The sequence below is a fragment of the Alteromonas gracilis genome, from assembly GCF_036870955.2.
GTDB lineage: Bacteria > Pseudomonadota > Gammaproteobacteria > Enterobacterales > Alteromonadaceae > Alteromonas > Alteromonas gracilis_A.
On the sequence record NZ_CP145482.2, the window covers coordinates 1,040,140 to 1,058,014 of the forward strand.

16 protein-coding genes and 1 tRNA gene are annotated in these 17,875 nt (G+C 44.3%); 8 read left to right on the top strand and 9 right to left on the bottom strand.

The window, feature by feature from the left end:
- The first annotated feature begins 80 nt into the window (after positions 1-80).
- Both purL and V6N89_RS05020 read left to right on the top strand, forming a co-directional pair.
- On the top strand, positions 81-3,968 hold the full coding sequence (gene purL / locus V6N89_RS05015) for a phosphoribosylformylglycinamidine synthase (RefSeq protein WP_346993493.1): 3,888 nt from the start codon (positions 81-83) through the stop codon (positions 3,966-3,968).
- Positions 3,969-4,263: 295 nt separating this feature from the next.
- Positions 4,264-4,404 carry a hypothetical protein gene (locus V6N89_RS05020; RefSeq protein ID WP_338516602.1) on the top strand — a complete coding sequence of 47 codons (141 nt, stop codon included), beginning with the start codon at positions 4,264-4,266 and terminating at the stop codon, positions 4,402-4,404.
- 92 nt (positions 4,405-4,496) lie between these two features.
- Here V6N89_RS05020 and smrA read toward each other — a convergent pair whose 3' ends face one another.
- A complete protein-coding gene (gene smrA / locus V6N89_RS05025; RefSeq protein WP_338516603.1) occupies positions 4,497-5,081 on the bottom strand; it encodes a DNA endonuclease SmrA in 585 nt (194 codons plus the stop codon).
- 237 nt (positions 5,082-5,318) lie between these two features.
- Between smrA and V6N89_RS05030 the strand changes: the two genes are divergently transcribed.
- Complete coding sequence (locus V6N89_RS05030; protein WP_346993494.1) at positions 5,319-5,819, top strand: hypothetical protein; 501 nt, start codon at positions 5,319-5,321, stop codon at positions 5,817-5,819.
- Between the two features lie 109 nt (positions 5,820-5,928).
- Here the strand turns inward: V6N89_RS05030 and V6N89_RS05035 are convergent, their stop codons facing one another.
- The 5 genes from V6N89_RS05035 to V6N89_RS05055 all read right to left on the bottom strand — a co-directional run bounded on the left by V6N89_RS05035 (position 5,929) and on the right by V6N89_RS05055 (position 12,243).
- Entirely contained in the window at positions 5,929-9,126 is a 3,198-nt protein-coding gene (locus tag V6N89_RS05035; protein WP_346993495.1) for a hypothetical protein, read from the bottom strand.
- Positions 9,127-9,140: 14 nt separating this feature from the next.
- Positions 9,141-9,845, bottom strand: a complete 705-nt coding sequence (locus tag V6N89_RS05040) for a hypothetical protein (protein ID WP_338516607.1) — start codon at positions 9,843-9,845, stop codon at positions 9,141-9,143.
- A 129-nt stretch (positions 9,846-9,974) separates the two neighbouring features.
- Positions 9,975-10,484 (bottom strand): hypothetical protein, encoded by a 510-nt coding sequence (locus V6N89_RS05045; RefSeq protein WP_338516608.1) that lies wholly within the window; start codon positions 10,482-10,484, stop codon positions 9,975-9,977.
- Between the two features lie 445 nt (positions 10,485-10,929).
- Positions 10,930-11,005 (bottom strand) — tRNA-Arg (locus tag V6N89_RS05050).
- A gap of 56 nt (positions 11,006-11,061) precedes the next feature.
- Positions 11,062-12,243, bottom strand: a complete 1,182-nt coding sequence (locus tag V6N89_RS05055) for a flagellar assembly protein T N-terminal domain-containing protein (protein ID WP_346993496.1) — start codon at positions 12,241-12,243, stop codon at positions 11,062-11,064.
- Between the two features lie 397 nt (positions 12,244-12,640).
- Here V6N89_RS05055 and V6N89_RS05060 point away from each other — a divergent pair, with 397 nt between their 5' ends.
- Positions 12,641-13,126 carry an LPP20 family lipoprotein gene (locus tag V6N89_RS05060; protein ID WP_338516611.1) on the top strand — a complete coding sequence of 162 codons (486 nt, stop codon included), beginning with the start codon at positions 12,641-12,643 and terminating at the stop codon, positions 13,124-13,126.
- Positions 13,127-13,163: 37 nt separating this feature from the next.
- Here the strand turns inward: V6N89_RS05060 and flgN are convergent, their stop codons facing one another.
- The 3 genes from flgN to flgA form a co-directional block, all read right to left on the bottom strand.
- Positions 13,164-13,595 carry a flagellar export chaperone FlgN gene (gene flgN, locus V6N89_RS05065; RefSeq protein WP_338516612.1) on the bottom strand — a complete coding sequence of 144 codons (432 nt, stop codon included), beginning with the start codon at positions 13,593-13,595 and terminating at the stop codon, positions 13,164-13,166.
- Positions 13,596-13,618: 23 nt separating this feature from the next.
- Complete coding sequence (flgM, locus tag V6N89_RS05070; RefSeq protein WP_338516613.1) at positions 13,619-13,948, bottom strand: flagellar biosynthesis anti-sigma factor FlgM; 330 nt, start codon at positions 13,946-13,948, stop codon at positions 13,619-13,621.
- 103 nt (positions 13,949-14,051) lie between these two features.
- Positions 14,052-14,771, bottom strand: a complete 720-nt coding sequence (flgA, locus tag V6N89_RS05075) for a flagellar basal body P-ring formation chaperone FlgA (RefSeq protein ID WP_338516614.1) — start codon at positions 14,769-14,771, stop codon at positions 14,052-14,054.
- A gap of 201 nt (positions 14,772-14,972) precedes the next feature.
- Here flgA and V6N89_RS05080 point away from each other — a divergent pair, with 201 nt between their 5' ends.
- The 4 genes from V6N89_RS05080 to flgC all read left to right on the top strand — a co-directional run bounded on the left by V6N89_RS05080 (position 14,973) and on the right by flgC (position 17,866).
- A complete protein-coding gene (locus V6N89_RS05080) occupies positions 14,973-15,902 on the top strand; it encodes a chemotaxis protein CheV (RefSeq protein WP_338516615.1) in 930 nt (309 codons plus the stop codon).
- A 15-nt stretch (positions 15,903-15,917) separates the two neighbouring features.
- A complete protein-coding gene (locus tag V6N89_RS05085; RefSeq protein ID WP_338516616.1) occupies positions 15,918-16,748 on the top strand; it encodes a CheR family methyltransferase in 831 nt (276 codons plus the stop codon).
- Between the two features lie 258 nt (positions 16,749-17,006).
- Positions 17,007-17,441: a flagellar basal body rod protein FlgB gene (flgB, locus tag V6N89_RS05090; RefSeq protein WP_338520224.1), complete on the top strand. Its 435-nt coding sequence runs from the start codon at positions 17,007-17,009 to the stop codon at positions 17,439-17,441.
- Positions 17,442-17,443: 2 nt separating this feature from the next.
- Positions 17,444-17,866, top strand: coding sequence for a flagellar basal body rod protein FlgC (gene flgC / locus V6N89_RS05095; RefSeq protein ID WP_338516617.1), 423 nt, complete (start codon positions 17,444-17,446; stop codon positions 17,864-17,866).
- Positions 17,867-17,875: the final 9 nt, after the last annotated feature.

Sequence of the window (17,875 nt, forward strand, 5' to 3'; positions counted from 1 at the left end):
CCGCGCCGAAATACTCATCAATCCAAGAGGCAACGTGTCGCATTGGTGGTCGTTGTTTCTAACAAACCAGGTAAATCAATATGTTGGTCCTTCGAGGCGCTCCTGCACTGTCAGAGTTTAACCAAACTAAACTGATTGCAAAGCTGGGTCAATCCGGCGTTAAGGTCAAAAACCTTTATAGCGAATATATTCACCTAGTCGATTCCCAGGGTGATTTGTCTAAGCAGCACATAGAAATATTGGAAAAGCTGCTCACTTACGGCCCTGCGAGGCAAGCACAAACCCCCTCTGGAACCCTCTTCCTCATAACACCTCGCCCCGGAACAATCTCTCCCTGGTCTTCTAAAGCCACCGACATCGCTCATAACTGTAGTCTACAAAGTATAAATCGTATTGAACGTGGTTGTGCGTTTTATATTGAGACTGAGAGTGAAATTACTGAAAACGATTTTGCCTTAATTGCAAGCTTCCTACACGATCGCATGACTGAGTCTGTATTTTCAAACACAGACGATGCTGCAGTGCTATTTGCACACACTGAAGCGAACACCTTCACCAGTGTAGATGTACTAGGTGAGGGCAAAGATGCATTGATAAATGCCAATGTGTCGTTAGGGCTGGCACTGGCAGATGATGAGATTGATTACTTATTTGACAGTTTTACAAAGCTAGGTAGAAACCCTACCGATGTTGAACTTTATATGTTTGCGCAGGCGAATTCAGAACACTGCCGACATAAAATTTTCAACGCAAGCTGGACCATTGACGGCGAAGACCAAGAAAAATCGCTGTTCAAAATGATCAAAAACACCTACGAGTTGTTACCTGATCACGTTTACTCGGCGTATAAAGATAACGCCGCGGTAATGGAAGGGTGGCAAGCAGGACGTTTCTTCCCGAACCCTCAGTCACATCAATACGAATACCATCATGAAAATATCGACATTTTGATGAAGGTAGAAACCCATAACCATCCAACCGCCATCTCGCCTTTCCCTGGTGCAGCAACAGGCTCAGGTGGTGAAATTCGTGATGAAGGTGCAACAGGTCGAGGTTCAAAACCTAAAGCTGGCTTGGTTGGTTTTGCCGTATCTAACTTACGTATTCCTGGCCTAGAGCAGCCATGGGAAGCCGAGTATGGCAAGCCTCAGCGTATTGTAAGTGCCCTTGATATCATGCTTGAAGGGCCTCTTGGTGGCGCGGCGTTTAACAATGAGTTTGGCCGTCCTGCGTTACTCGGGTACTTCCGTACATTCGAGCAAGAAGTCAATAGCTTTAATGGCGTTGAAGTACGTGGCTACCACAAACCTATTATGCTAGCGGGTGGTTTAGGAAATATCCGTCGCGACCACATTGAGAAAGGCGAAATAACAGTTGGCGCTAAGCTAATTGTGCTGGGCGGTCCCGCGATGAATATCGGCCTTGGTGGAGGCGCTGCATCGTCAATGGCGTCTGGCCAATCGAACGAAGACTTAGACTTTGCTTCTGTACAGCGTGACAATCCGGAAATGGAGCGTCGCTGTCAGGAAGTCATTGATGCGTGTTGGCAGTTAGGCGACAACAACCCAATTCAGTTTATACACGATGTTGGCGCTTATGGTCTTTCAAACGCATTGCCTGAGTTAGTTAATGACGGCGGTCGAGGCGGTAACTTCGAACTTAGAAATGTGCTGTCTGATGAGCCTGGCATGACACCGCTAGAACTGTGGTGTAATGAATCACAAGAGCGTTACGTATTGTCAGTGGCGCCTGAAAATATGCCAGTATTTGAAGCGATTTGTGCAAGAGAGCGAGCACCTTTTGCTGTCGTTGGTGAAGCAACTACCGAGCAACACCTAAACCTTAACGATAGCCAGTTTGATAACAAACCCATTGATATGCCTCTTGATGTACTTTTGGGTAAACCACCTAAAATGCATCGCGATGTAGAATCGGCAAAAGTCAGTTCTCCTGCATTAGACGATGCAGGTATTACATTAGCTGATGCTGCGAATCGCATTTTATCTTTGCCAACGGTTGCTGAGAAAACGTTCCTAATTACCATTGGCGATCGCTCTGTGACGGGTCTTGTAAGTCGCGACCAAATGGTCGGTCCATGGCAGGTCCCTGTAGCTGATGTGGCCGTAACTGCCACAGCATTTGATACGTACCACGGTGAAGCGATGTCTATGGGCGAACGTACGCCAGTGGCATTGCTATCGCACGGCGCATCTGCGCGCCTTGCCGTAGGTGAAGCACTGACAAATATTGCTGCAGCAAACATTGGCGATATCAAGCGCATTAAACTTTCGGCAAACTGGATGGCGGCAGCCGGACACCCGGGCGAAGATGCTGGTCTTTACGAAGCAGTAAAAACCGTGGGCGAAGAGCTTTGTCCAGAACTTGGCCTAACGATACCTGTTGGCAAAGACTCAATGTCGATGAAAACGGCGTGGAATGATAACGGTGAAGATAAAGCGGTAACATCTCCTCTTTCGCTGGTTATTTCGGCGTTTGGTGCTGTTAAAGATATTCGTAGGACAGTGACGCCTCAGTTACGCACAGACAAAGGCGCAAGCCGTTTGCTATTGCTCGATCTTGGCGAAGGTAAAAATCGCTTGGGCGCGAGCTGTTTAGCCCAAGTGTATACTCAGCTTGGTGATAGCCCAGCGGATGTTGTCAGTGCCCAGCGCCTTAAAGGCTTCTTTGATGCGATGCAGGCACTTATTGAAAAAGGGCTCATTCAAGCTTACCACGACCGCTCTGATGGCGGCTTGTTTACTACAGTTGCCGAAATGGCGTTTGCCGGAAAGACAGGCGTAAGCATTACGCTTGATGAGCTTAGTGGCAATGACATTGCTGTTCTGTTCAACGAAGAGCTTGGTGGTGTTGTTCAGGTACTAGAGAGTGACATGGAAGCTGTTAATGCAGTGTTGGCGCAGTTTGACTTGTCAAACATCACTCACGATATAGGTACGCTAAATAGCACCGATATTATCGAGTTCAACCGCGATGGCGCTGCTATTTTAACGGATAGCCGAGTTGCAATGCGTACCACGTGGGCACAAACCACATTTGAAATGCAAAAGCTTCGTGATAACCCTGAATGTGCTGAGCAAGAGCACGCTGCGAAGCAAGATGCGCAAGATCCTGGTCTACACGCAGCACTAAGCTATGATGTTAACGAAGATATCGCAGCGCCTTACATCGCCACGGGTGTCAAACCCAAAGTAGCGATACTGCGTGAGCAGGGGGTGAACTCTCACCTAGAAATGGCGGCCGCGTTTACTCGTGCAGGTTTTGACGCCATCGATGTGCATATGAGCGATGTGCTTTCTGGTCGTGTGACGCTAGAACAATTTGCAGGCCTTGCGGCATGTGGTGGATTCTCATACGGCGACGTTTTGGGCGCAGGTGAAGGTTGGGCAAAATCTATTTTGTTTAACAGCATGGCGAGAGATCAGTTTGAAGGCTTCTTTACCCGAAACGATACCTTCAGCTTAGGTGTGTGTAATGGGTGTCAGATGCTATCCAACCTGAAATCACTGATTCCGGGTACAGAGCATTGGCCACACTTTGTCACTAACCAATCTGCGCGTTTTGAAGCACGTGTTGCCATGGTAGAAGTCATGGAGTCAAAGTCTGTGCTTCTTGACGGCATGGCGGGGTCTCGGATGCCCATTGCGGTATCTCACGGTGAGGGGCAGGCTGAATTTGCGAATGATGGCGCGCTTTCAAATGTAGGTGCACAAGTGGCAATGCGATATGTTGATAACTACGGCAAGCCTACTATGCAATATCCTGCAAACCCTAACGGGTCGCCAGAAGGTATTACCGGTCTTACATCACAAGATGGTCGCAGCACAATTATGATGCCGCACCCAGAGCGTGTATTTAGAGCGGTTGCTAACTCTTGGCGTCCTGATGAATGGCAAGAAGATGGTGCGTGGATGCGTATCTTTAGAAATGCTCGTAAATTTGTGGGTTGATGATCGCAGATAAAAACCTCTAGTGGATAAACGGCTTTTTTGAAAAATACATCATTATTTGGTGTTGAATTTTAAACAAATTAGCCGTTTATTTTTTAAATTCGCTACCTTTTTGTGTCAAACCTTTGGCAAAGCGTCAAAAATTTGATTTTTGCCCTTGTCATCATGTTTTCACTGATCTATTGTAGTGAAAGCAAGGAATGCGTTTCGGTTACAGGAGTTGAATTGGGGTTTTACCAGTGAGTAGCATGACGTTGCAACGTTTTACGCTGGCTTTAATAATAAGAGACGACCAATGAATCGTTCTTCAAAAGGGTTTGGCTTAACCGGAGTAGCTGTTGCGGTGGTATTGATGTTCGTAACTGCAGTATTTAGTAGTTCTGCGAAATCAGCCGAAGCTCCATCGACGCTTAGTGTGCAGTCTTCAGTTAAGTAGTCTGAAAGAAAATTCTAAAGCCCGTATCAGGCAACCTGATACGGGCTTTAATCATTTATGGGACTGTATTGCGACTTCGCGTTTCTACAGGGTCATTTCTTCCTATTGTTCTCCCGATTGATCATTTTCTGATCTGGGTGTTTTTTCAGTAGTACATATGTCGCACCAAATCCGCCATGCATTGGTTGCGCAGTGTGAAAGGCGATAACCTCTTCCATCTCACGTAGCCAATGATTCACGTAGCTCTTCTTAAGCCCCGGAAATGGTTTGCTTTCTTTACCTTGGCCGTGCTGTATAAGTAATGCACGAACACCTCGTTCATGACTCTGCTTTATGGTTTGATAGATACGATCGCAACTCTCTTTAAGCGTCATCCCTTTCAAAGATAACTTGTGTTCAAGCGGGTACTTACCCAGTCTTAGTTTTTTAAATACACCATCTTGAATGCCGGGTTGTTGAAAGGTGATAAAGTCGTCAGGTGGAATGGGTTTTACGCCGTCAATGCTCAAAGGGTTTAGTAGCTTATCTTTCACACTTTTCTGAGACGAGGCGCGTTTTCGCTTTTGTTCCAGTGCACTTTCTGGATCGTGGAGCTGGGCTACGTCATCGCTTTTGATACGCTTTACATCTTTCATTTCATCAAAAAAAGAATGCATATCGTCATTGTTATCATGCATTTTAGCTCTCTCCCGTTCACAGCGCGTTTTATATAGACGCTTTTGGAATGTGGGGGCAAAGTCAATTTTTGCAATATCTTCAATAGCTTTAGCTACTCATGAAGCTTTTTGGTTAACTTTATACTTTTGTCTAATTATACTTTGGTATAAATGTGGCCTCAAAGTTTACGCATTTTCATTCTGTATAACGCCAAGAATGCGCTATAATCTTATGGTCATTACAAGAGTTCTATGTTTATGCTACGTCGCTTAATACTACTTTCTAGCTTAATTATCGCTGTACCGGTTACTGCCGCGTCTACGATCTTTCAAGCTTCAGTATCTGCGCATGACGAAGCGAATATCAGTGAAGCGAACGCGCTGCACTTTGGTACTGTCCTAAACTCTGCCGGGGCTACATGTAATCTAGATAGCACTGGAACGGTTACTGGAGCATGCGCTAGCTCTGATGCTAACGTTACCGTGGGAATAATAAATATCTCTGGGTTAGTTGCAAACCAACCTTATCAAGTAGAGGTTGTTGGCAGCGACAATGGTGTGCTGAGGTTTAGCCCGGCAATGACCATTGACAGTATTGAGGTTTTGGATGACGACAGCGATCAAACCATTTCTACTACGACTACACAGGCTGGAGACAGCACGAGCATCACGGTTTACGGCAATTTAGAAGTACTAAGTGAACTGACGAGCGGTGCGCTTTATCAAGCTAACTATACCGTCAACGTGAATTTTCAGTAACGCGTTTCTTCACACTTCACTGCCAATTAATAACCTGATCAAGGCTTAGAATCTGTTTAATGGCCAACATGCTTTGGTCACAGGTGCTCTCTAGTTATGCTCACTACAGTCAGTGAAGCACTGAAGTACTATTCACTTTGAAAGGCACAGTGCGGTATTGGTTGTCTAAGTAGCTATCTACGCATTGGCCCTCATCATTCAACGGAGCGAGTAAACGGTGAAAGCTCGGTGACAATTTTGAATCTGGGACAAGCAATAGCTCGGGGTGCAATGCTAGAATCTGTGGATTCATTGAGCTTAGCGATTGATAAGCCGCTAATTGGCACAGCACGTACTTTTGTTTCTTTATGGCCTGTGTAGATGTCTCAATTCTTTCTTCAAGCGAATAGTATACGGACTCTTTTGTCCATGGCTCGCCCGTGTAACGCGACACAGGACTTACAAAGGACTCTTTAAAGGCAGGGTGTTGTTTGATTGCATTTAAGAAGGCATTGGCATCACTAAGAGCGCTAAAACCACCTACGGTGACGTAGGTCATAGCTAGCGTATGATTTCTATAGTGCTGTATAGAAGACGGCGAAACAGGCAGGTGTTTCAACACTTCATAGATTGAGCGGGCATGACGGAATATACCCACTTGCACTTCATAAAGGGTGTCAGCATTTACAACAGAGTTTGAAGCCACCAAGGCGTCTGTTGTTTCCGTTCTACTTGGGGTTAATAATTTTATATCATCCAAGAAGATAACATCACCATTCTCTGGCGCATTGAACGCAATCTCGGTGTTCTCAAGGGTAAGACTGTTACGCTTCAAATAGGTGTCGTCGAGAACAACGCGATAGTCTCCTGGGGCGAGTTTTGTGACATAGAAATAGCCATCACTTTCTGTTTTTGCCTCTGCCACCACTTCTCCGCTGTCATTTACAATGTTTAGCTTCAAGTTTGCTGCGCCGCGGCTACTATCATCACTAATGAGATAAACTGTACCCTCTACATCATTAATGGCGTGAATAGGGAGTTCAACGCGGTTTACACCGCCGCTGTGAGTATACACATCAACTAAACTATCTCGTGCCACCATAAATGGGTCAGGCAGTGAAGCTGGGCTCACAGAGAGTGATTGTAGGTCTCTGCTTGTGATAAGGCGCGCCATACCTTCATTGTTCGTCGCCTCCTTTTTCCAAGCAGAGTTCCCTGAGAACTGAATTCCAGCAAGCTTCTCTTCTTCATCATCGTATTGATTGTTTCGGTTGGAGTCGAAAAAGGCGAAGGCATCTATACGGCCAGCGGCAGCACTGGCTGTTCTATCGAAGTTAAATCTCTGGGAGTAGGGGTTAAAGTTAATATTACTGGTCAGTGTAAGGTTTATTGTCCAATCACCGCCTTCAGCAATACTGGCTCCTGCGCCTATATTGAAAGAGTCAAAGCCCCAGTTGTGCTGATGCTGTAGCTCAATGTTGTTTGATCCATTGGCTCTATATTGCAAGCGTGTTTCGCGATGTTCTCCCAAGCGATAGGGCCAGCGTAACGCAACATAGAACGAGTCAGTATCAAAATTGTTTGAAGGTTCAAACGTCCAGGAACTAGCGACTTGCCAACCAGAAAGTGTTTTTGAGTAATACAAACGTCCCTGTAGTGAGTTATCGCTATTACTTACCGCGTTGATACCCGCTGAAAATGTTCCACCTAAGATATTGTCATTAATGTTAGCACCGACTGATGTCTGTGCTTCCCGTTCGTCGAATGTGCGGTGAGACAGGTTCACATTCCAACCAAAGCGATCAAGATATTCGGATTGACCATTGATACGTACTGAAGTATCTGATTTTAAACTATTGAGCTCAGTGTACCGTTGACTGACGAAGTCATTGAGATAGCGCGACGTGACATTAAAAGCAAATGCTTCACTAATACGTCCACTCCACCCCAGAAATGCAGCGTGTCCACCATCACTTTGATTGGTTAGCGAGAGATGTAACGCAGAGCCAGAAAGCTGTGTATCAAGTGACGCAGATACATAATTAGTGGGGGAATCATCAAACCATAAACGTTGAACAGACGTTGATATCGTCGTGGCGTCGGTTAACCCGTATCCAATTTTGGCGATGGCTGATTTGTTTATCGCGCCATTGCCCACTTTGCCATCAAGTAATCGATGATTATTATCGTTTATCCCGAAAAAGTAGTCGACTTGTCCACGCTGAACTTGATCATCGCCAATGCTAATGGATTGAGTACGTGTTTCCTGCTGGCCTTCGGGCCCATATAATTTTATTTCAAATAAGTTGCTACCAAAAAAGGTATCAACGTCTTCAAAAAGCACTCTGTTGGTGTCGTCACTGAACTTTTCATCAATGAATTGACCATTTCTAAAAAGTTGAACTCGCCAACCTGGAAGAACAAATTCTTCAATTGTGGTTTTGGTAAAATTCCGATTACCGCGACGCTCTTCATTGTGAAACAAGAAACCCAGAGACTGGTTTGGCGTAGTGACTAGGTTGTCTCCTTGAAGTTGAATGTCGCCGAATTCATAGGTTAGGCCTCTGTCTGTATATTGATTAGTGAGACTGTTGAGCGTTCGTCTTAGCCTTAGGAAATGCAAGGAGTTATCGTTTGTTCGGCTTACCCTAAAATTCGTCTCGTGTTGAAAGAGATCGAAACCAGAATTGAGGTTGAGGTTGGTGCGCTCGGGTTGTTCTCTTGTATCACTAACGGTAAGCCGATAGCTGACAAGGGGAGAGGTATACCACTGGTATTCATCATCTATAACCCGGTCTGCAAATACTTCTTCTTTTGCATAAAAAGTAGGTACTGCCGCAGAAGCATCTTCTGATTCAATGTGATCTATGTCTTCGCTAAATAGGTTCAGGTGAAGCAAAGAGGTATTGAGGTCATAGTCTATGGGTAATAAAAGCGGCAATAACGCAATATCAAAATAGAGGTCGAAATCATCAACGGCCCAGGCGATATCGGTTGCTGCGCTTGATTGAGGGCTTTTTGCAAAGTTAATTGAGAAATTGCAATAAGATGAGTCGCCCAATGGTGTGATAGATGTTTCACCTACATCTACGTTCCAATCTAGCGCCATCGCGTCGACAAAAAGTGACGCTGGTACCAGTACGTGATCGTCAACTAAGTAGAGATCAAGGCCATCCCAAAGCGGCCTTCCATTGAGGCGAAGCACACTGATAAGGAAGTTATCCTGATCGAGTTCGACTTGTTTAAAAGATGAGGGCGTAATACATTCCTCTGCGCGTAAAGCAAAACAAAATATTGCTAAAACGGTAGCATACGCCCTTATTCGCATTGATTTTAACTACATTAATTGATGGTGAGATTTACGCTATCTTCCAGCGAACCACCAAATTTGCTGTTTTCCACATACTTAATGGTCACTGGCCCTTTAACCGGATTTTGAAGCGGAATAAGCACTTTGCGGCGCTGGAGTGGGCGATAAGTTGCCACGTTATTCAACACGCCTATCTCAGTACCATCTTCTGCCTCAACGATGAAGTTGCCGTACAAAGAGCGATTGCCTGTACGCGTTTGCCAAACTTCGACGTGAGGTAGGCCGTTATGCATTACAACGCTGGGCTCTTCTAACGACGATTCAACAAATACTTCACCGTGTCGAACGATAATTGGGATGTTGTACGCCAACTTACTCGCTAGGTTCACGTTACCCCCTTCTGTAGGGGCGAGTTCAGATATAACCCGCATGACAGCGCGGTATTCACCATCTTCTAATCCTTGCGGTTTGCGCAAAGCAAATCTAATGGCTTGACGCTCGCCTGGCGCGATAGTGCCTCGCTTAGGTGAAAAACGAAGGAATTTTGTCGCGTCATATTGGTCTTCGCCCACAGAATAGATACTGCCGTCTTCTGTCATGTTGTTTAGCGCAAGTTCAGCGGTGTATTTAACGTCTTCTGCGCCAGTATTACGAATCTGAAGGGAGTTGGAGCGTGTTTTGTTATCGAAATAAATACGGAACTTTGAAAGTGCGACATTAGCATTAGCGCTTTGCACTGAAAGGAAACTAAAAAAAATTAAACAGATTGCACAACGAAAGGTCATTTTAGACATGTAAACACTCAACTACTAGATAGAGATTATATGGGCGTCAGCGACTTAACACTAACGCCCACTATGTTCACATTATTGGAACGATACGTCTACCACGTAGTCAGAGGTATATGAATCGCCAGGAGTAAGTGCTGTTGTAACAGTCATTACACCGTAAACGTCCAAAAGCAGGTTGTCACCCGAAGAGTTTGTTGTAATAGCGATAGCTGTCGCTTCCGGGTTTGCATCAGATGCTGCTGCTGCGCCGTTAATATCAAATGTAGGTTCAAATGTGACGTTAGTACCTGGAACGCCAGTTACTGTCACGTTTAAAGGAACGTTAGCGGTCAGCCCACTTACCGTGATAAGACCAATTGCGATGTTTGCATTTGCTGCGTCACAAGCGCCGCTAACTACGCCAGCGTCAGACATTGTACAAGCTGCACCCACAGACGGTTGCATTGCACCGAAATGTAGTGCTGTGGTTTGTGCAATGGCTGCATCAGAGATTGCATTAACCGTTGCAGTGAAAGTTGCATCTGCAGCGATAGTTGAAGCAGATAGCGTTGAAAGTAGCGCAAGAGAGATTAAACGTTTTTTCATGTGTATATCCCAAATATTCCCTAAAGTGTCTTCAGACATAGCCACGCTAAAGACATGTTAATATTATGATTTTATATTGATGATGTACGCTCTTTAGACTGCCAGCATACTTCGGGATCTATTCAACCACACGACTTGACAAAAGATAAAGTATCAACGGAGATAACTAACTGGATTTTGTCAAGCTTCGGGAGGGTGACTCTACGAGAGTTGTATTTAAGTTTTTGAAAAATAAAAATAAAGTTATCAAATAAAATCGAGAAAGATAATTAAAAAAAGGCTATATACTTTCGTATAAATTTTAAAAGAGGCTAAAAATCTTATTTTTTTTAATACTTTAGGCGAGTATTTTGACGAAATAGTCAGGATTTTCTGTGAAATACACAAATTGCAAGATAAATGATCTTAACAAATATTGTAATAGGTATGTGAAACAATCACAAAATGGCGTCCCCACCGCGACTCGAACGCAGATCTAAAGCTTAGGAGGCTCTTGTTTTATCCAGTTAAACTATGGGGACACAGCCTTGATTATACGTAAAATTTTATAACTGTTAACCCATTACACGTAAAAGCGTTATTTCTTCACAACAAAATCATTCTCCTGAATATTAGCCATGATCGCATTGTTTTCAGCCACTACCGACGAAGAGTTACCAAAGGCATTTGTAACTACGAAGGTACCCGGATAGACAACATACTGGAGGTATTTTCGACCGTAATTATCGATTACTTCTTTTGCTTGATATAAGTACAGCTCGTCATTTTCTGAAATTCCATTGTCTCTTCCTAGTGACACTGAAAACCCATCACTAGTAACGTGAAGCACTCGGCCTGTTAAAGGCTGACATGCTGTCGCTTCTCTAATATCCTGCAGCGCGTTTTGCGCCAACTCTTGCACAGCTAGGCCGTAGCGAGAATGCCAAAACTGACTGGAGAACTCATCAACACTTTCAAATTTGTCAAATGTCCAATCAGCAGATGTTGTGTAAGCCTTGGTAAATAGAAGGCCACCGTTAATGCCGTCGTACACCCGCAACGTTAAGCCAAAATAACGCTTGTGATCAGCGCTACGCCATGGTGTAAAAAGTGACGGATCAGATGACTCGACGCTTAGATCATCAATGATCCCCATGATCACAAACTGGGTGTTGGTTTGTTGGGAGAGGTTACGAACATTTTGTGCTGTAAATTGCGTTTTGAACTTGGCGGTGTGAGGCGCAATATGCGTCAACCTTAGTGTATCTGTTGATGTGCGCATTAATTCTGCAAATTGTTGGGTAAATGCCTCATCAAATTTTGCGATATTGCCGTGGGTCAGCTGTTGCCTGTTTCTCACTAGGAAGCGGGTAGTTGAAAAATGTTTCTCATCATAATGTGCATTGCATACTTTCGTTTTTGGAAAGATATCGGCCCTGACACTCACAGTAACCATGTTCCCAGAATATACTTCATCAATCAGTTCTAGCTGAGCAACTTCACCGGTCGTGCTGATAGTTGTATGTTCGCTTTCAAGTAAACCATTAGCTAGCGTATGCACACTTTGGATTGAAGCACCCGCAAACAGCATTGCCTGTTTCAACGCTTCCTGCGTCGCTTTGCGTTTAGCATCTGCCTTGTTACCATTTTCTACAATAGCGTAGCCTTTCGCTTCATACCAAGCGGCATTCGCTTGCCCCATAAAGAATGCAATAAGGCAAACGACGACCACAACGATATTAAATAGGGCTGTTACTTTCACTCTATTTAACTGTCGCACTGCGCACCTCTATTAATTTACTCAACCCTACTGGCCAAAGTGTCAAAAAGTCGTTGTTACAAACAATAAGAAATGATTCACATTGCCATCCCTTTGCACAGTTATTCATGATTGAATAGGCCGTACACGGGCTTTCTAGGATGGTGACTTATTTCATTGTTTACCGTTTTGTTATTCGATTATGCGAGAAAGATGCCAATTACATCGACTTCATGGTCTTTTCTAAGGAGGAGATAAAAGCGAGGCCAACATTGGGTGCTGTGATTGCCAGAGTAACTATAAAGTTCAAAATAGGCGCGCAACTTGCTTATTGCTTTGTATGTGTGTTCGTACACAGCGGTTGATCAACCGACCGTCAAAATTGTAACTGTGAAGTCATTGAGTAGGAACAATCGTAATGTTTATTAACGTAGTAAAAAAGTCAAAGATCATCGCGCAATCAATCTTGATTGGTTTTACTTTGTCACTAGGTAGCTGCGGTATTGTTGACAAACATGTCGAGTGGGAAACGGTTGAACCAGATTCATATCCTGTGCTTAAAGCCGTAGGATATGCGCCTATCGCGTCGCAACACGGTGATAGTGAAAGTACAAAACTTATAATGGCAATGAAGGCATCAAAGCTAGACGCATATCGCGAGCTGGCGGAACAAGTATATGGTCAACGCATCGAAGGAAACCAAGCGCTGTCGAGTCTTGTTGTAGAGAGCGAAATGCTAAAGGCATCGGTAGAAGGGGTAATTCGAGGTGCTGAAGTCGTGAAGGCTTATCCTGTGGGGGACGATACCTACGTCACCGAACTCTCATTAGATATGAAACAAGTATACGCTCTGTATCTTACGACAACCAAACCACGACGTGTCAAAGACGTGAAGTATTATTAAAAAAGACTATAAAGTAACAACCATCTAATAAGTACTATTAAGCGCTTACCCCAGAACCTAATGTTCCGCCCTTAGGCTTGCCTTTCTTATCGTAAGTCAGTGACTCTTTCGCTCGTACTTCCATCATCAAATTCCGTAGGTGTGTGAGGCGTAGCTGTCCTTGCTCAACGGCTTTTTGATTTATTTGTGTACGGTACTTACAGTCTTCTAGAAGCGATTTCGCTTGCTGCATTAACGCTTCTTCTTCTTCAGATAGCATAGTCTCGCTAGCGATCATTCGCTCAATGTTACCGTCAAGCGTTTGAATTGCTTCAAGCAGAGTGGTTTTCTCTTCAAGCAAACGCATAAGGGTTTCAGCTTCGCGAGAACTGATTAACTGCAACTCTTTTTCAAGCATGGCAACTAATGCTCCAAGCTGCTCTACCTGCTTGGTTAATGCTTGTGTCAAATTGCTGTTTTGTTCAGTCACTGGTGTACCTAGCTATCTATTATTTACTTAGCGCTGAATATTTCAGACTCAAGTTTTGCTATTTTGTTCGCAAGCACTTCTGGATTCACGCGATATTCACCGCTTTGAATCGCCTTTTTAAGGCGATCAACTTTCTCTTGATTAACTGGCGCTTCAGAACCTTTCTTTTGAACCTGATTTAACTGTTGCGCTGATTGTGTCAAAGACACAGAGTCTTGACGTGGCGCAGGGGCCTTTGCCGCTGTTTGCGCCGATGCTTGTTGTTGGGCTTGCTGCGTTTGATTTTGCTGCGCAACCTTACCATTATCAACGGGAGTTTTTGGTAACCCATTGTTTATATTGTTAATTGCCATAAGTAATCCTCACTACCTTTTTGCCTCTGTTATGTTTATCGGCCTTGAACGTGTTTTCTTTAGGCTTTTTCATAACAAAATGGGTAGATTTCCACCGCCTCAATCATAAGTGTATCACGACTTCGTCAGAACTGGCGACTCTTGCGACGATAGCCTTTTGGCTACTGGCATTGACGACTTTTATATTGTCTCCTACCACACCGTCCTGTTGGGCTATACCTGCTGTTTTTACCTTCATTCCTGCCACTTCTGCGGTTATCGTAATTCGGTCACCTTTGCACACGAAGCATAGCATATTACTTTGCAGCGCTTGACCGTCAGTTATACGGCGCTTCACCCGCGCCCCAATTAAAGCGTCAACGTCGGTAAAAGCGGTAAATCTTAACTTTCTTACGTCAACTTTAGCGATAGAAAGGTTGGATGATGTAAGAACTGTTCCTGGGCTAACTGCACCGCGAGTGACGACAATATCCGTTGTTCTCGTGACATGACCGCTGGTGAAAAGATACCAATCATTGTCACCACAACTGACTCTTACAGAAATATGAGACTGCGCAAGCGCATCTGCAGACGAATTGAATTGAAATCCTGTTGGGCACTGGGGGATATTGATTCTCTCGTCAATTTTCACGACGGCAACATCGACGTTGCTATCCTGATCGTGGCTCGAAAGCTGAGAGAGTAGGTATTTTTTAGTGCCTTCTTCTATTTTTTCATGCATGCTCTGTGACGCACTTGTAGCAAGAGACACTGTACTTAATACAACAAATGCCATAAAGGATGAGACTGAGTTGCTAATACTGTAATTTGTTTTATTCATCATGACTTTTCGTGTTCAGTTGTTGAGTTATTGACTATGCTTAAGTAACTCAATGCAGGTAACAGGGTACAGCTACGCGATCTTTGGTCGATAATAAATGGAAAGCGTCATTTTTCTGTCGTTTGACCTGCAAAAATTTAGTGATATTGTCTATCTTAATCATAGTAGGCAATGATCATGCCCAGTATTACTTAGAGGTGACCTATGTCGGGGATATTAGATTCAGTTAACCAGCGTACCCAGCTTGTTGGACAGAATCGTTTAGAGCTGCTGTTATTTAGATTGAATGGCCGTCAGCGTTTTGGAATAAACGTATTTAAAGTGCGAGAAGTACTGCAGTGCCCACCTCTAACGGCAATGCCTAAACTCAACCCTCTTGTACGCGGTGTCGCGCACATTCGCGGGCAAACTATCTCTGTAATCGATCTGAGCATGGCAACAGGTGGTAGGCGCATTGAGGATCTGACCAATGCATTTATCGTGATCGCAGAATACAATCGCTCAGTTCAGGGTTTCTTGGTGGGTGCCGTTGAGCGCATCATCAACACCAACTGGGATGCTATCATGCCTCCACCTCAGGGAACTGGGCGCGCGAGTTATTTGACAGCGGTGACAGAGGTTGAAAACGAACTTATTGAAATCCTCGACGTTGAAAAAATCCTTAATGAAATCTCTCCGCTAAATGCAGAGGTAAGTTCTGATGTGGCAGAAGGCCTATCAACTCAAGGCCAAGAGAACAAGATTATTTTCATTGCTGATGACTCGGCGGTTGCTCGAAATCAGGTTAAAAAAGCGCTAACGACATTAGGGCTAGAGATTGAACTTGCTAAAAATGGTTTAGAAGCGCTTAATCGATTGAAAGCGATTGCCGAAGAATATGGTGACGTCACCAATCGCGTTGGCGTTCTTGTTTCAGATATAGAAATGCCAGAAATGGACGGTTATACACTCACCGCTGAAATCAAAAACACACCAGAGCTGCAAAAATTGCATGTTGTTCTGCACACATCGTTAAGTGGTGTATTTAATCAAGCAATGGTTCAAAAAGTAGGTGCTGACGACTTTATCGCCAAATTCCACCCTGATGAATTAGCAACGGCTGTTCAAAAGTGGCTAATGACTGAGTGCGAATAACGGAGCAAAAAAGCATTGGCTAATAAAGATGTTTCGCAAGAGAGTTACCTTAAATTTAGAGACTTTCTCGAAAAGCAATGCGGCATCGTACTTGGCGACAATAAACAGTACCTAGTGCGTAGCCGTCTTGCTTCGTTGCTTTATAAGCACAAATACGAATCCGCGGATGAACTTATAGATGTGGTAGTACGGGGCTTTGATCGCACGCTGTTACAAGGTGTGATCGACGCAATGACAACCAACGAAACCTTATGGTTTAGAGACAATTATCCGTTTGATTTACTTATCAAAGATTTACTACCAAAACTTGCCTCCAAAAATCAAAAAGTGAGAATTTGGAGCGCGGCGTGTTCGTCTGGACAAGAACCTTATTCAATAGCTATGTCAGTGTTGGAGTATCAGCGCCAACGTCCAGGGGCACTAAGAGCTGGGGTCGAAATTGTCGCCACAGATCTTTCATCAGAAATGCTAAAAAAGTGTGAGCAGGGCGTTTATGACGAGCTTTCGCTGGCAAGAGGATTATCGCCACAACGACGAGACACTTTTTTTCAGCACCATGACACGGGCTTAATGCAAATAAAACCGGAAGTACGTCGGATGGTGTCGTTTAAAAGCTTAAACCTGCTGTCTAGCTATGCGTCATTAGGTCGTTTTGATATTGTCTTTTGCCGCAATGTACTCATTTATTTTTCACCTCAAATTAAACAGCGCATACTGCAACAAATTGCCGGACAATTGCAGGCGGAGGGCGTGCTTTTCCTTGGCGCTTCTGAATCCATTAGTGCTGCTAGCGACATTTATAGCATGGTTAAATGCCACCCTGGGCTGTACTACCAAAAAAAGTAACTCAATCTACAGGTCTGTTTAACAAAGCTTTTTTAAATATTCAGACCTAATCTTCTTTCTTTTTAAAGTGTCAAAAACACAATTTGGCACTTGCCTTGCAAACAAACTCTACAAAACGCGATAAGAGCCCCTGTATTTTTGACACTTGGGCAGCGCATCAACAATACACCTTGTTACATCTTTAAAGCACTTGCCCGTTCATTGAGATAGTGCAGCGAAGTGGCAAAAGCGCAATTTGAGCAGGTTAGAGGTCGATTTATGGCAATTAATTTAGACAAACTGGTTGGATTCCACGAATCAGCACTGAAGATACGCACAGAGCGTATGGAAGTGATAGCGGGTAACCTCGCTAACGCCAACACACCAGGCTATAAAGCGCGAGATATCGATTTCAACAAAGCTATGCAAAGTGCAATGCGTGAAAGCAGCGGCGGATCATTTTCACATGCGTCAAATGGTTTAGTAAGGACCAACGACCGCCACATAGGCGGCAATTCGACGTCGGTAGCGGCAAATTTTGACATGCAGTATCGCATACCAACTCAGCCCGATACGGGAGATGGCAACTCGGTAGAAGTTCAAGCCGAACGAAACCGCTTTTTAGACAATGGTCTGCGCTACCAAGCAAGCCTTGAATTTCTCAATGGGAAAATTAAAGGCATGAAAAAAGCGCTGAGCTCTGGAGGTCAATAGTCATGAGTTTATTTAATGTAATGTCAATATCGAGCACGGGTATGGAGGCGGAAAACGTTCGTTTGAATACCACGGCAAGTAACATTGCTAACGCTAACTCGGTGAGTAGTAGTTACGACGAAACCTACCGAGCGCGTCACCCAGTGTTTGCCACAGCACTTCAAGACGCCATGCGTGACCAGTCAAAGGGAACGGGTGTGCAAGTAAAAGGTATTGTCGAGAGTGATGCGCCGCTGCAGGTAGAGTATGCGCCCAATAACCCCATGGCAGATGAAGATGGTTACATCTACAAACCTAACGTCAATATCGTAGAAGAGATGGCAAACATGATGTCGGCATCAAAAGCGTATGAAACAAACGTACAAGTTGCTGATACAACAAAAAGAATATTCCGTCGTGTATTGCAACTTGGTCAAGGGCAATAATCTGCCGCT